Annotated in this window: 8 protein-coding genes and 1 pseudogene; 4 read left to right on the top strand and 5 right to left on the bottom strand. The window is 75.5% G+C overall.

What is annotated here, in order from left to right:
- The first annotated feature begins 230 nt into the window (after positions 1-230).
- Positions 231-1,151, top strand: coding sequence for a DNA-3-methyladenine glycosylase family protein (locus GA0070617_RS09900; RefSeq protein ID WP_091435705.1), 921 nt, complete (start codon positions 231-233; stop codon positions 1,149-1,151).
- A gap of 97 nt (positions 1,152-1,248) precedes the next feature.
- Here the strand turns inward: GA0070617_RS09900 and GA0070617_RS09895 are convergent, their stop codons facing one another.
- Complete coding sequence (locus GA0070617_RS09895; RefSeq protein ID WP_091435703.1) at positions 1,249-1,752, bottom strand: DUF1990 domain-containing protein; 504 nt, start codon at positions 1,750-1,752, stop codon at positions 1,249-1,251.
- A gap of 94 nt (positions 1,753-1,846) precedes the next feature.
- On the opposite strand from GA0070617_RS09895, the gene GA0070617_RS09890 reads away from it, so the two are divergent.
- The 3 genes from GA0070617_RS09890 to GA0070617_RS09880 all read left to right on the top strand — a co-directional run bounded on the left by GA0070617_RS09890 (position 1,847) and on the right by GA0070617_RS09880 (position 6,434).
- Positions 1,847-2,950, top strand: coding sequence for an ATP-dependent DNA ligase (locus GA0070617_RS09890; protein WP_091435701.1), 1,104 nt, complete (start codon positions 1,847-1,849; stop codon positions 2,948-2,950).
- Between the two features lie 34 nt (positions 2,951-2,984).
- Positions 2,985-4,586: an alpha/beta hydrolase gene (locus GA0070617_RS09885; protein ID WP_091446186.1), complete on the top strand. Its 1,602-nt coding sequence runs from the start codon at positions 2,985-2,987 to the stop codon at positions 4,584-4,586.
- Between the two features lie 198 nt (positions 4,587-4,784).
- The gene (locus GA0070617_RS09880; protein WP_091435699.1) at positions 4,785-6,434 is read left to right on the top strand and encodes a glycoside hydrolase family 27 protein; all 1,650 of its coding nucleotides are present in this window, start codon (positions 4,785-4,787) and stop codon (positions 6,432-6,434) included.
- Between the two features lie 223 nt (positions 6,435-6,657).
- Here GA0070617_RS09880 and GA0070617_RS09875 read toward each other — a convergent pair whose 3' ends face one another.
- The 4 genes and pseudogenes from GA0070617_RS09875 to GA0070617_RS09860 all read right to left on the bottom strand — a co-directional run bounded on the left by GA0070617_RS09875 (position 6,658) and on the right by GA0070617_RS09860 (position 14,412).
- Positions 6,658-7,377, bottom strand: a complete 720-nt coding sequence (locus GA0070617_RS09875) for an ABC transporter ATP-binding protein (protein ID WP_091435696.1) — start codon at positions 7,375-7,377, stop codon at positions 6,658-6,660.
- Between the two features lie 206 nt (positions 7,378-7,583).
- Positions 7,584-8,582: pseudogene (locus tag GA0070617_RS09870) on the bottom strand (ABC transporter ATP-binding protein); the annotation flags it as partial.
- A complete protein-coding gene (locus tag GA0070617_RS09865) occupies positions 8,579-11,182 on the bottom strand; it encodes a hypothetical protein (RefSeq protein WP_091435693.1) in 2,604 nt (867 codons plus the stop codon). The pseudogene GA0070617_RS09870 and the gene GA0070617_RS09865, both read right to left, overlap by 4 nt.
- The gene (locus tag GA0070617_RS09860; protein ID WP_091435691.1) at positions 11,179-14,412 is read right to left on the bottom strand and encodes an FtsX-like permease family protein; all 3,234 of its coding nucleotides are present in this window, start codon (positions 14,410-14,412) and stop codon (positions 11,179-11,181) included. The genes GA0070617_RS09865 and GA0070617_RS09860 overlap by 4 nt, the downstream gene beginning before the upstream one ends.
- Positions 14,413-14,440 lie beyond the last annotated feature (28 nt).

Here is a 14,440-nt window from a genome sequence, read left to right as displayed (position 1 = left end):
ACCGGGGGCGTGACCGGCGGCCGCGCGGTGCCGACCTGGACGTCGGCGCACCGGCAGCGAACGGCGTCCCGGCCGCGGCGCCGGCCCACCCGGGCCGGCGCCGCGTGTCATTCTGCGCCCGGGCCCCCGCACCTCGACGGTCGGGCCTCCGGCCCCCTGGGGCCGACACCTCGACGGTCGGGAGCAGGCCGTCCTGCGGCCGGGGGCGTCCGGCATGGCAGAGTGGCCGGGTGAGCCAGACCGGACCGGCGGCCAGCCGGGTGCTGTGCCCGCCGGCGGACTACCGGCTGGTGGAGTCGGTGCGCGCGCTCACCTTCAGCCGGTACGACCCGTGCGCGCGGATCGCCGACGGCACCTTCTGGTGGGCCACCCGTACCCCGGACGGGCCGGCCACCCTCGCCCTGCGACCGGTCGGCGGACAGCTCCTGGCCGAGGGCTACGGCCCCGGCGCCGACCGGGTGGTGGATCGGGCCGACGCGATCGCGGGGTTACGCGACGACCTGACCGGCTTCGCCGAGCTGGCCGGGGCGCACCCGGTGGTGGCCCGGCTGGCCGCCCGGCACCGGGGACTGCGGATGCCCGCCACCGGTCAGCTCTTCCCCCGGGTGCTGCGGGCGGTCTTCGAGCAGAAGGTCACCGGCACCGAGGCCTACCGGGCCTACGCGGCGACGGTCCGGCACTTCGGCACGCCGGCCCCCGGCCCGGCGCAGCCGCTGCTGCTGCCTCCCGATCCGGCGGCCGTCGCCGCCACCGCGTACTGGGTCTTCCATCCGTTCGGGGTGGAGCAGCGGCGGGCCGACACGCTCCGGCGGGCCGCCGCCGTGGCCGACCGGCTGGAACGCTGTGCCGACTCCGCCGAGGCGACCCGGCGGCTGACCGCCGTGGCCGGGATCGGGGCGTGGACCGCCGCCGAGGTGGTCCGGATCGCCTACGGCGACCCCGACGCGGTGAGCGTCGGCGACTACCACGTCCCGAACACCGTCGCCTGGGCGCTGGCCGGTGAGGCGCGCGGCGACGACACCCGGATGCTGGAGCTGCTCGCGCCGTTCGCCGGGCACCGGGGGCGGGTCTGCCTGCTGCTGGCCGCCGCCGGCATCCAGGCGCCCCGGTTCGGCCCCCGGATGCCGCTGCGCTCCTTCGCCCGCTTCTGACCCAGCTCCGCGCGGGACGGTCGGCTCAGCCCCGCGCGCAGAGGCGGCGCAGGACGGTCGGCTCAGCCCCGCGCGGAGTCGGCGCGGGACGGTCGGCTCAGCCCCGCGCGCAGAGGCGGCGCAGGGTGCGGCCGAGCCACCAGGCGTACCCGGTCTGGAAGGCCCGCCCGGCCGGGCCGGCCGCCCGCATCAGCCGGCTCTGCGGCCGGCTGAACGCGATCACCTCGAACCACACCCGGCCGGTGTCGTCCCGGCTGACCACGAAGGCCTCCTCCCCCGTCGCCGGGTGACCGGGCAGGGTGCCGTAGCCGAAGCCGGCCCGGTGCGCGTCGGCGGCGCTCCAGACCACCTCGCAGGGGGCGCGCAGCCGCAGCGGACCGACCCCGAGTCCGGAGGTCACCCGCACGCCGGGCGCGGCCCGGGGCCCGTCGGCGTCGATGCGGATCCCGGCGGCCCGGTGCAGCCGCCAGCTGAGCACCGCGGCACCGGCGGTGGCGAAGCTCCCCGCCGGCAGCCGGACGCGGTGCCGGACGTGCCGCCACCCGGCCGGCAGCGCACCGGTACGGGTGGCACCGACGTGCGGGTAGGTCAGGGCCGTCACGGCACGCCCCTTTCACGCGGGAGGAACCAACCGGACCAGCCTACGACCGGTGTTCCGCCACCGGACTGTCGGTGGTCTCTGGTTGACTGTCGCCGTGGACCTGCCGATCAACCCACCGGTCGAGCCGATGCTGGCCAGGAGCGTCGCCCGGCTGCCCACCGCCGCCGGGGCGACCTACGAGCCGAAGTGGGACGGTTTCCGCTGCATCATCTTCCGTGACGGCGACGAGGTGGAGCTGGCCAGTCGGGGCGGTAAGGGCGTCACCCGCTACTTTCCCGAGGTCGTCGAGCAGGCCCGCCGGCAGTTGCCCCGGCGCTGCGCGGTCGACGGCGAGCTGATCGTGATCCGGCGCGACAGCCCGGACGGGCAGCCCCGGCTCGACTTCGAGCTGCTGGCCCAGCGGATCCATCCGGCCGCCTCCCGGGTGCGGCTGCTGGCCGAGACGACCCCGGCCGACTTCGTCGCCTTCGACCTGCTCGCCCTGGGCGACGAGTCGCTCGTCGACCAGCCGTACCCGCAGCGCCGGGCCCGGCTGGAGACGGCCCTGGCGCAGGTCCGCCCGCCGGTGCACGTCACCCAGGTCACCACCGATCCGGCCACCGCGCGTCGCTGGTTCGACATCTTCGAGGGCGCCGGTCTGGACGGGCTGATCGTCAAGCCGGCCGACCTGCCGTACGCGCCGGGCAAGCGACTCATGTTCAAGGTCAAGCACGCCCGCACCGCCGACGTGGTGGTGGCCGGTTTCCGCTGGCACAAGTCCGGGCCGGTGGTCGGGTCACTGCTGCTCGGCCTCTACGACGAGGCGGGCGTGCTGCACCACGTCGGGGTGAGCGCCTCGTTCACCGCGGCCCGCCGGGCCGAGCTGGTGGACGAGTTGCAGCCGTACCGCGACGCCGGGCCTGAGCACCCGTGGGCGCACGGCGACCACGAGCGTGGCCAGCGCATTCCCGGCGGGGTCAGCCGCTGGACCGGCGGCAAGGACCTGTCCTGGGAGCCGCTGCGCCCGGCACTGGTCGCCGAGGTCGGCTACGACGCAATGGAGGGTGACCGGTTCCGGCACACCGCCCGGTTCGTCCGCTGGCGGCCCGACCGTGACCCGCGTTCCTGCGGATACGACCAGCTCGACCGCCCGGTCCGCTTCGACGTGGACGAGGTGCTCCGGGGTGACCCGGCCGCGCCGGCAGCGGAGCCGGCGTAGCGTGGGCCACCGACACGACCAGGAGGGGCAGCCCGTGACCCGTACGCCGCACCGGATCCGTCGGGTCCGCAGCACTCTCGCCGGGCTCGTCGCGGCGACCCTGGTCGCCGCCGGTTGCACCCTGCCGGCATTCGCTCCGCGCACCGACGCCGAGAGCGAGCGCGGCCCCGGCCGGCAGGTCACCCCACCGGGGGGCGCCGCCGACTGGCGGCCCTGTCCCGAGGTGGCCACCGAGTTGGTAGGTCGCGGCGCACCGGAGATGCGCTACGACTGCGCGCGGATCGCGGTGCCGCGCAACTGGGGTGACGGCAGCGGCGCCACCGCCGGGCCGGGCAGCGGGGAGACCTTCGAGATCGCGCTGCTGCGCGCCCGGTCCACCACGCAGCGCGACCGGATCGGCTCCCTGGTGATCAACCCCGGCGGTCCGGGCGGGTCCGGGGTGGACACCGCCGTCTACCTCTCCTTCGGCTCGGCCTTCGGTGGCCTGCCGGACTCGGTCACCGAACGGTTCGACATCGTCGGCTTCGACCCGCGCGGGGTGGCCCGCTCCAGCCCGGTCAAGTGCATCTCCGACGCCGACCTGGACGCCAGCTTCGGCTACGACCCTGATCCGACCAGTCAGCAGTCCTTCGACGGCCTCGTCACGCTGAGCCAGCGGATCGGTCGGGCCTGCGGTGACCGCTACGGCGACCAGCTGCCGCTGTACGCCACCGAGCAGGCCGCCCGGGACATGGACGCGATCCGCTCGGCGGTCGGCGACGACAAGCTGACCTACCTGGGCTACTCCTACGGCACCCTGCTCGGTGCCACGTACGCCCAGCTCTACCCGCAGCGGGTGCGGGCGTTCGTGCTCGACGGGGCGGTCGACCCGCGGCAGGACCTGGTGGCCGGCTCGGAGGGGCAGGCCAAGGGCTTCGAGCGGGCGTTCGACAACTTCACCCGCTGGTGCGCGGCAAACGCCCAGCGGTGTCCGATCGCCCCGGACGCCCGCGCGGCGGTGACCTCGGCGATCGAGAAGGCCCGCACGGCACCGGTCCGCGATCCGCAGGGGCGGGAGGCGACCGCCGGTTGGATCTTCTACGCGATCGTCTCCTCGCTCTACACCGAGGCGGGCTGGCAGGAGCTGGCCCGGGCGATCGACCGGTTGGCCGGCGGCGACCCGAGCGAGGTGTTCCGCCTCGCCGACGCGTACGCCGGCCGGGAGGACGACGGCCGGTACTCCAACCTCTTCGACGCCAACCTCGCGGTGAACTGCGCCGACGAGGAGCAGAAGCCGAGCGTGGCGCAGATCCGTCAGCTGCAGTCGCAGTGGCGCCAGCAGTACCCGCTCTTCGGGCCGGCGTTGGCGGTCGGCATGCTGACCTGCGTCGAGTGGCCGGGCCAGCGCGATCCCTACCCCACCGGGACGGCCGACGGAGCGCCGCCGATCCTGGTCGTCGGCACCACCGGCGACCCGGCCACGCCGTACGAGCAGACCCCGGCCCTGGCCTCGATGCTCGGGGTGGGGCGGGTGCTGACCTGGGAGGGCGAGGGGCACACCGCGTACCCGCAGACCGCCTGCGTCACCAACGCCGTGGACGCGTACCTGATCGACCTGACCGTGCCCCGCGAGGGCCTACGCTGCCCGGCCCGCTGAGCCGCGGCTCCGCCGACGCACTCCCCCCATCTATATACAGCCATGGATGTTATCGATAACATCGCGGTAGCCGGCGCGTAATGCTTCGGCAACGGCCGCGCAATCCGTACCCCCGCCACCACGGTCGGCGAGGTGGCCCGGGTCGGCCGGCCACCGTCGGGGTGCCGTCGCGGCACCCGTTTCGCTCGGGAGGACTGCATGCGGGTACGAAGAGGCCTGTGGGCCGCAATGGGTGTGCTGCTGGTGACCCTCGCCGCGACGGCCGTCGGTGGGTTCTCCGCACCGCGACCGGCGCAGGCACTCAACAACGGGGTGGCCCGCACCCCACCGATGGGCTGGAACAGCTGGAACACCTTCGGCTGCAACATCAACGAGGCGCTGATCCGCCAGATGGCCGACGCCATCGTCAACAACGGGATGCGCGACCTGGGCTACAAGTACGTCGTCGTCGACGACTGCTGGTTCAACCCGAACCGGGACGCCCAGGGCAACCTCCAGGCCGATCCGGGCCGCTTCCCCAGCGGCATGAAGGCCCTCGGTGACTACCTGCACGCCCGTGGCCTGCTCTTCGGCCTCTACCAGGTGCCCCGGGAGAAGACCTGCGCCCAGTACTTCGGAGCGTGGCCCGGTGCCACCGGCAGCCTCGGTCACGAGTACCAGGACGCCCAGCAGTTCGCCAACTGGGGCGTGGACTTCCTCAAGTACGACTGGTGTTCGCCGTGGGGCACCATCAACGACCAGGTGACCGGCTTCGCCCGGATGCGCGACGCCCTCGCCGCCACCGGCCGGCCGATCCTCTACAGCATCAACCCGAACAGCATCCACGAGAAGACCGGCCCCCAGCGCAACTGGGGCGACGTGGCCAACATGTGGCGGACCACCGAGGACATCACCAACGCGTGGAACACCGGCCAGACCAACGGCTACCCGATGGGTGTCCAGAACATCGTCAACGTCACCGTGCCGCTGGCCGGGTACGCCGGACCCGGATCGTTCAACGACATGGACATGATGGAGGTCGGCAACGGCGGGATGACCGACACCGAGATGCGCAGCCACTTCGCCCTCTGGTCGATCATGGCGTCCCCGCTGATCGCCGGCAACGACATCCGCAACGCCAACACCGCCACCCTGAACATCCTGCGCAACCAGAACCTGATCGCGATCAACCAGGACCCGCTGGCGTTGCAGGCGGTCCAGGTCTCCAACGACGGCACCCGACGGGTGCTGGCCAAGCGGCTGGCCAACGGCGATGTCGCGGTGGCCCTGTTCAACCAGGGCAACGCCACCACCACGGTCTCCACCACGGCGGCGGCCGTCGGCAAGACCGGAAGTTCGTTCACCCTGCGCGACGCCTGGACCAACGCCACCTCGACCAGCACCGGCGCGATCTCGGCAAGCGTCCCGGCGCACGGCACGGTGGTCTACCGGGTCAGTGGCGGCGGCACCGGCAACCCGGAGCCCACGCCAACCTTCCGGCTGCGCAGCGAGGCCGCCAACCGCTGCCTGGACGTCAACAACAGCGGCACCGCCAACGGCACCACGATGCTGATCTGGGACTGCCACAGCAACGCCAACCAGCAGTTCACCCAGACCGGCCAGACCCTGCGGGTGCTCGGCAAGTGCCTGGACATCCCGACCACCGCGACCGCCGGCAGCCCGGCGCAGCTCTGGGACTGCACCGGCGGTACCAACCAGCAGTGGAACCTCAACAGCAACGGCACGATCAGCAACGTCCGGCATCCCGGCCTCTGCCTGGACGTCAACAACGGCGGCACCACCAACGGCACCACGGTGCTGGCGTGGACCTGCCACGGTGGCACCAACCAGCGGTGGTCCCGGGCCTGATGCCGGCGGGGGACGCCCCCGGGTGAACCCGGACGCGCCGCCGGTGCAGGGGGTACCGGGCAGCGCGGACCAGCAACCGGCGTAGGGCGACCCGCCCCGGGTGGCCGGCACGATCCCGGTGCCGGCCACCCGGCCCGTCCACCGGCCACCCACCGGCCCGACCCGGGCCGCCCGGCTGCCACCCACCGGCCCGACCCGGGCCGCCCGGCCACGATCCGACCCCTCAGTCGGTGACCAGGTGGCCGTCGCGCAGGGTCAGCGTCCGGTCGGCCACCTCGATCAGGGCCGGGTCGTGGGTGGCCACCAGCGCGGTCATCCCCCGGGCGTGCACCACCGCCCGCAATAGGTCCATGATGGCGCGGCCGGTCTCCGAGTCGAGCTGTCCGGTGGGCTCGTCGGCGATCAGCACCTCCGGGTCGTTGGCCAACGCCCGGGCGACCGCCACCCGCTGCTGCTGCCCCCCGGAGAGCTCGTACGGGCGCTGCGCCGCCTGGTCCCCCAGCCCGACCAACTCCAGCAGCACCGCCACCCGCTCCTCCCGTTGCGCCGCCGGCACCCGGGCCAGCCGCAGCGGCACGCCGACGTTCTCGGCGGCGGAGAGGATCGGGAGCAGCCCGAAGGACTGGAAGACGAACCCGATCCGGTCCCGCCGCAGGTCGAGCAGCTCCCGTTCGCTGGCGGTGGTCACCTCCCGGCCCGCGACGACGACCCGGCCGGCGTCCGGGCGGTCCAGGCCGCCTACCAGGTTGAGCAGGGTGGTCTTGCCGGCTCCGGAACGGCCTCGGATCGCCACCAGCTCGCCCCGCCCGGCCGAGAGGGAGACGTCGCGCACCGCGTGCACGGCGCGTTCGCCCCGGCCGAACCTGCGGTGCAACCCCTCGACCAGGACCACCGGCCCGGTCACCGGCTGCCCGTGCGCGCCCACCACGGCCTGCTCACTCATGCCCCTGCCCCGTCCCGCCCGGCGACGTCACCCCGCCGGTCACCGTCCCGCCAGCTCCCGCCCGGTTGACCGCCCTCCGGCGGGTCGTCGTCGACCGTGCCACCGTCGGCCGGCCCACCACCGTCGGTCACCCGGTCGCCGTTGACCGGCCCGCCGTCGGCCGCCGGCCCGCTGTTGACCGGCCCGCCGTCGGCCGCCGGCCCGCCGTTGGCCGGCCGGACCTCGACGTGGTCGGGTGCCAGGTCGAGCCGGACCCGGTCGCGCAGCGCGAGCGCGTCGACGAAGGCCGCCGGCAGTTGCATCCGCCCGGTCCGGTCCAGCACCGCGTACTCCTCGCTGACCAGCTCGGTGGCGCCGTCGGCGCCGACCCGCGCGGTACGGCGTACCTCGGAGGCGGTCCGGCCGTCGCGGATGGCGACGGTCCGGCGGACCTGGTCGGCCACGGCGTGGTCGTGGGTGACCACCACGACGGTGACCCCCAGCTCGGCGTTGATCATCCGGAGGGCGGCGAAGACCTCCGCCCCGGTGGCCTCGTCGAGTTCACCGGTGGGCTCGTCGGCGAAGAGCACCTCCGGATCGTTGGCCACCGCCACCGCGACCGCGCACCGTTGCTGCTCGCCACCGCTGAGCTGCTCCGGCCGGCGGTGGGCGCCGGGGCCGAGGCCGACCAGCTCCAGCAACTCCCGGGCCCGCTCGCGCCGGGCCCGGCGGCCACCTCGGCGGCCGGCCAGCCGCATCGGCAGCTCTACGTTCTCCACGGCGGTGAGGTACGGCAGCAGGTTGCGGCTGGTCTGCTGCCAGACGAAGCCGGCCACCTGCCGCCGGTAGCTCAGCCGCCTTCGGGCGGAGAGGGCGAGCAGGTCGTAGTCGGCGACCCTGGCGATGCCGGCGGTCGGGGTGTCCAACCCGGAGAGGATGTTCAGCAGGGTGGACTTGCCCGACCCGGACGCGCCGACGATCGCCACCAGTTCCCCCCGGTCGATGACCAGGTCCAGCCCCTGCAGGGCGACCACCTCGACGCCGTCGCTGCGGTAGATCCGGACCAGACCGTCGCAGACGATGTGCCCGCGCAGCCGGTCCTGCCCGCCGGCCCGCTCGGCCGCCCGCCGGGCGGCCCGCCGGTGCAGGTCGGCCAGGTCCGGCGGCCCGGTCGCGTCGGGCCTGGTGCCGTCGGTTCCGGTGCTCCCGGATGCGGTGGTGGTCAACTCAACTCTCCTCCGTCGGTGAACGCGGACAGCCCCAGCACCGGGGTCAGCAGCACCGGCAGCAGCGCGCCCACCAGCGCACCGGTGAGCACCGCGACGCCGACCAGCGGCACCAGCTCCACCAGCAGCAGCCCCCGCCACTGCCGGCGGGACAGGCCGAGGGTGCGCAGCCGGGACCGTAGCCGCCCCCGGTCCCGGGCGCCGGCCAGCACGGTGAAGACGATCGCCAGCAGACCGAGACCGGTGCCGCCGACGGCTCCACCGAGGAAGCCGAAGGCCAGCAGCCCGTTCGCCCCGCTGGCGGCCCGCTCGGCGCGCAGGTCGGCCCAGGTGGAGACGGTCACCGGCAGCGGCACGGTGGTCGCGGTGACCGTGCCGGAGGTCTGGAACCGACGCTGGCCGGCGTCGCCGACGCGCCGTAACGCGCCGACGTCCGGGTCCTCGGCGGCCAGCAGGAATCCGGTGGGCGCCGGTGGGTACCGCCGGGGCGGCAACGTCTGCCAGGGCAGCACGACGAACCGCTCGGTGCCCGGCCGCAGCAACGGGAAGTCCGCCACCGTGTCGGCGACCCGGAACTCGTACCGCTCGCCCTGGACCTCGACGAAGGCGGACCGGTCCAGGCCGGCCCCGGCCAGGTCGGCGGCGACCGCCGGGGAGACCACCGCCGGCACCGCACCGGTCGCCGTGCCGCTGGTCCGGAGCGCGTCGGGCACCGGCACGGCCCGTCCGGCGCGGGCGGCGGCGTCGACCAACCCCGGACCGTCGACCACCAGCACCGCGGTCTCGCCGACGCCCGCCGTGGTCCCGACCGCGTCGCGGGCCAGCGTACGGCCCGACTCGGCCAGCACCGGGGTCACCGCCCGTACCCCGGCCAGCCGGCCCAGTTCGTCGGCGGTCTCCGGGGCCAGCCGGTAGCCGTGGACCAACGCGTCCGCCGGCACCGCGCGGGTGGTCGACCGGTCCCGGCCCGCCTCGATCCCGGCGGTGACCACCGCGCAGAACGCCGCGGTCGCCACCGCCACCACCACCACGACCAGCGGGGTGGCCACCCCCGCCCGCCCGGCCCGCGCGGTGCCGAGGAAGAACACACTGCCCCGGGTACCCGCCGACAACCGGCTGACCAGGCGCAACGGCCACGGGTACGCGCGCAGCGCCCACACCGCCGCAGCCACCGCGACGAGTACCGGCACCGACACCAGCAGCGGGTCGACCCCGCCGACGGCCAGGCCCCGGCGGCGCAGCAGCAGCACACCGAGCAGCGCGAGCGCCAGCAGCAGCACCTCCCCGGTGAGCCGGCGGGCCGAGGGGCTGAGCCGGATCAGGTCACGCCGCCCACCGGTGCCGGCCGGTACGGCGAGCGCGGCCAGCGGCAGGGCCAGGGTGACCGCGACGGCGACCAGGAGCAGCGCGACCCCGGCCGAGCCACCCCCGTGATGGCCGGACGGGGCGGTCGGGACGAGGCTGCCGAGCAGCCCGCCGAGCACCGCGGTGGGCACGACCACCAGCGCCGACTCGGCCAGGCAGCGGCGGGCCGGGGCGAACCGGGTGCCGCCGCGCGCCCGGATCAGCGCGAACTCCGCTCTCCGGTTCCGCCCGGCCAGGCCGACGGTGAGCACCACCAGGCCGGCCAGGGTGGCCAGCATCCCGGCGGAGACCACGGCGAGCAGGCTGCGGGCCGAAGCAGCCGCCGCCGCGAACTCCCGCAGCACGAGGTCCAGGCCCTGGGTCAGGGGTGCCTCGGTGCCGGCGTCGCGGCCCAGCACCGCCAGCGCGTCGATGGTCCGGTCCAGGTCACCCACGTCGATGCGGTCCGGAGCCACCCGGTAGCGCCAGCTGAACCGTACCGGCCAGCCGGCCGCCGCCCGGTCGTCGAACCCACCGGCGCCGACCAGACCCACCACGTTGAACGGCTTGCCCTCCCCTTCGGGTTGGACGACCCGCAGCACCGGCGGCAACGTGTCCCAGGTGCCGTCGGCGGGATCGACCGGACGGAACAACCCGACCACCACCAGCTCGACGCCGGCCAGCGGACGCTCCGCCGACGACGCCGCCAGCGTGAGCCGGCTGCCGACCCGCAGGTTGAGCCGCTCGGCCACGTCAACGGCCAGGGCGAGCGGGGTGGGCTGCCGCCGGGCGGGTGGCGTCTCGGGCGGCATCGCGGGTGGCGTCTCGGGCGGCCAGGCCCCGTCGACCAGGGCAGCCGCGCGCCCCACCTCGGGCATGGCGCGCAGCCTCAGGTCGACCAGCAGGTTCCGGGCCGCCAGATCGGGGCCGGCCAGCCGACCGGGGTCGGTCTCCGCCAGGTACCACCCGTGCGCCACCGCGTGGCGTACCTCCGGCGGCATCCGGTCCAGTCGGGCCGCCAACTCCGTCTGCCGGCTCCGGTACGCCGCGTCGGGCCGGGCGGCCGCGACGGTGGTGTAACTCAGGTCCCGCTGGGTGGCCGGCTGGGCCGCCAGGTGCTGGCGCAACCCCTCATCGGAGAGCCGGGCGGTGAACCGTGGCACCCCACTGACCCCGGCGGTGACGACCAGGGTCAACACGGCCAGGAGCAGGAACGACCCACGGTGGGCCCGGATCCGCCGGACGACGCCGGTCATCGGTCGCCCCCGATCCGCAGCCGAGCCACGGCCACCCGGTGCCGGATGCCGGCGGCGACCAGCGCGCTACCGACCAACGCCGCCAGCAGCAGACCGAGGGCGGTCGCCCCGACCGGCAGCCAGGGCAGCTCGAAGGCCGGCTCGGGCACCGGACGGCCGGCGGTGGGTGTGACGATCACCAGCGGCGCTGTCGTCGCGCCGACCAGGGCACCTACCAGCAACCCCACCCCGACGCCGGCCCCGGCCAGGAAGGCCTGTTCGGTCAGGAGGGTCCGGGCCAGCAACCGGGGGGTGGCGCCCAGGGTGTGCAGCACCGCGAACTCGGTCGACCGCTGCCGGCCGGTGGCCCAGAGGTCGACGGCCAACCCGACCAGGGCGAGCAGGACCGAGCCCGACGCGGCGGCGAGCAGCCCGGTCCGGGCGGCCCGCCAGTACGGATCACCGGCCGCCGTCGCGGCGAGCTGATGCCGGTCGGCCACCGTGACGCCGGCCAGGTCGGCGGCCTGCCGGGCGGCGGTGGCGTGGTCGCCGTCGTCGACCCGCACCCACCACTCGGGTACCGGGCGGATCGCGCCACGGGCCTGGACCAGCCAGTCCACCGCCGCCGGCAGGTCGAGCAGGATCGCGTCGCCCCCGGTCGCCGGCACCGCCGCCAGTTCACCCAGCACCCGGATCGGCATCGAGACACCGGACAGGGCGACGGTCACCGTGTCACCGATCCGCAGGCTCAACGCCGCCCGCGTACCCGGGGTGAGCAGGGCCGGCACCGGTGCGGCGGAGGCCTGCGGCACCAACGCGTAGCGCAGCGACGGTCGGGTGACGTACCAGCCCTCGACACCGCCGGCCGGCGGCAGCGCCAGCTCCGCGGTGAGGGTGGTGGCTCCGGTGACGACCGGCCGGGGCGGCTCCTCGTTGTCGATGGCCACCCACCCGCCGGCCAGCCGCACGGGCGCGGCGACCCCGTCCGGGCCGACCGCCCCGAGGTCGGCGATCTCCACCCGGTAGCGGGGGGCCAGCGGCGGGGCCTCGACGGTGAACCCGGCGAGCCGGAACGGCGAGCCTCCGGTGGCGGGCAGGTCGACGGTGAACCGGGTCGACCGGCCGGCGCTGTCCGACTGCGCCACCGGCAGCCGGTACGCCTGACCGTCGGCCGTGGTCACCAGCACCGACACGGTCACCGGGTGCGGGCGGACGGCCTGCTGTCCCAGGGTGGCGACGGTGCCGGTGAGCTGTCGGGTGCCGGCGGGCAGCCCGGTGCCCAGCGGGGTGCCCCGGGCCCGCACGAGCCGCTGGAACAGCTCCACCGCCGACCCGTCGGTGAGCCGCTCGTCCATCTGGACGACCCCGTAGCCGGCCCGGTCGGTGCTGGCCGGGCCAGCCGGGCTGGCCGGCTCGGTGGCGGCGGTGCTGGACGGGCCGGCGGCGGCGTCCAGGGCGAGCACGGTCACCGGCAGGTCGGCGCGACCGAGGCGTACCTCGTCCCGCCAGGCCGGTACGACGCGCCGCACGCCGGGCAGGTCGGCCAACTCGCCGGCCCGCCCCACCGGCGCGGCGGCGTCCCGTTCGACCACCCGCAGGTCCGCGCCGACGGCGTGCCCGGCCTGGTCGGACTGGGACCTCTCCCAGGTCGCCAGGAGCGACCAGGCCAGCGTGCTGCCGCCGACGGCCAGGGCGAGCAGCAGCACCGGCCCGGCGTGCGGTCGGCGACCCGCCTGCCACATGCCGAACACGGTGGCCGTCCACGGTCGCCGGTCGACGAACCGTTCGACGAACCGGGTACCCGGTGGCAGCAGCCGCAGCGCGATCACCGCGCCGGCCAGCACCCCGAGGATCGGGGCGGTGGCCAGCAGCGGATCGATGCCCAGCCGGCCGCCGGAACCGGTGAGCGGTCCGGCGTACCGGCGCAACTGCCACCAGGCGAGCAGCGCCAACCCGACCAGGGCGAGATCCACGCTGGCCCGCTGCGCGGCCACCTGACGGCCTGGCCGCGACCGGACCGCCAGGTCGGCGACGTAGGTACCGGCCCGCCGCAGGGCCGGCAGGACCATGGCGACCAGGCAACCCACGGCGGTCGCGAGCGCCACCGCCCAACCGGTGCCCCCGAGGCCGGGCCGGGCGCTCGGATCGTCGAAGCCGCGCACCGCCAGCCCGGCCAGCGGGGGCGCGAGCAGCACGGCGGGCAACACCACCAGGGTCGCCTCCCGGACCGCGAGCCCGGCCAACTGGCCCCGTCCGGCGCCCCGGGCGCGCAGCAACGCCGTCTGGGCCCGGCGGTCGTCGTGGAGCAGGGCGGCGACCAGCACCAGCGCGTACCCGCCGAGGACCACGATCAACAGCAACGGGGTCAGCAGCGCGGAGCGCCCCACCAGGTCGGCCCGGCCGAGCCGGTCGATGAGCTCGTCCATGCTGGTGGCGGTGGTCGCCGACGAGCCGAGCCCGGCGGCCTCGGGCACCTCGACGGCGGCCTCGGCGATCGCCTGTTTCACCGGGGCCAGCCGGCCGGGCCTGACGGCGGCCAGGTCCGGCTCGATAAGCCAGGCCGCCGAGAAGGACCGGGGAAAGGCCGCCGCGAAGTCCGCCGGGTCCATCGCGAACGGCCCGTACGAGGTGACCGAACCGGCGTCGGCGGCGGTCCCGCCCGGGGCCAACCGCCAGTACGGGTCGGTGCCGTCGACCGGTCGCCAGGTGCCGGAGACGAGCAGGTCGCTGGCGGTGCCGCTGCTGCGGTCCCGGGCCGGTATCCGGTCCCCGACACCCACCTGGAGGCTGGCCGCCACCCGCTCCGGCAGCGTCACCTGCACCGGGTCGGACCCGGGAGCGGGCCAGCCACCGGCGGTCAGCTCGGCGTGCCCGGCCAGGTCGTCCAGACTGGTCAGGCTGGCGAAGACCGGATCGTCGCCGACCCGGGCCGGGCCGAGGTCCCCGGTCAACTCCCGTCCGGTGCCGTAGCGCGCCGCGGCGACGGTGACCGGCAACCCGGCCAGCCCGTCGGCGAACCCGGCCCGTACCGTGGCGTCCCGTTGCGCGTACCCGGTGCCACCGGCACCACTGATCAGCAGGGTGCGCTCCGCGGCGGGCGCGGCGGCGAGCAGGCTGCGCTGACCGGCGTCGATCGCCCGCCGGTTGTACTCGGCGAGCCCGGCGACCGACGCCACGGCGACCAGCGCCGCCAGCGCGGCGGCGGCCAGCAGGCCCCGGGCCTGGCCCGCCCGCCTGAACACCAACGTCATCCCGACGCCTCCCCCGGTCACCGCTGGA

The organism is Micromonospora yangpuensis (assembly GCF_900091615.1).
GTDB lineage: Bacteria > Actinomycetota > Actinomycetes > Mycobacteriales > Micromonosporaceae > Micromonospora > Micromonospora yangpuensis.
The sequence above is the reverse complement of the archived record's forward strand: the minus strand, read 5'-3'. Positions and strand labels throughout refer to the sequence as shown.

Excerpts from the sequence above, each read along its gene's own strand:
- GA0070617_RS09860 (WP_091435691.1), bottom strand. The coding sequence starts at position 14,412 with ATGACGTTGGTGTTCAGGCGGGCGGGCCAGGCCCGGGGCCTGCTGGCC.
- GA0070617_RS09880 (WP_091435699.1), top strand. The coding sequence starts at position 4,785 with ATGCGGGTACGAAGAGGCCTGTGGGCCGCAATGGGTGTGCTGCTGGTG.
- GA0070617_RS09865 (WP_091435693.1), bottom strand. The coding sequence starts at position 11,182 with ATGACCGGCGTCGTCCGGCGGATCCGGGCCCACCGTGGGTCGTTCCTG.
- GA0070617_RS09875 (WP_091435696.1), bottom strand. The coding sequence starts at position 7,377 with ATGAGTGAGCAGGCCGTGGTGGGCGCGCACGGGCAGCCGGTGACCGGG.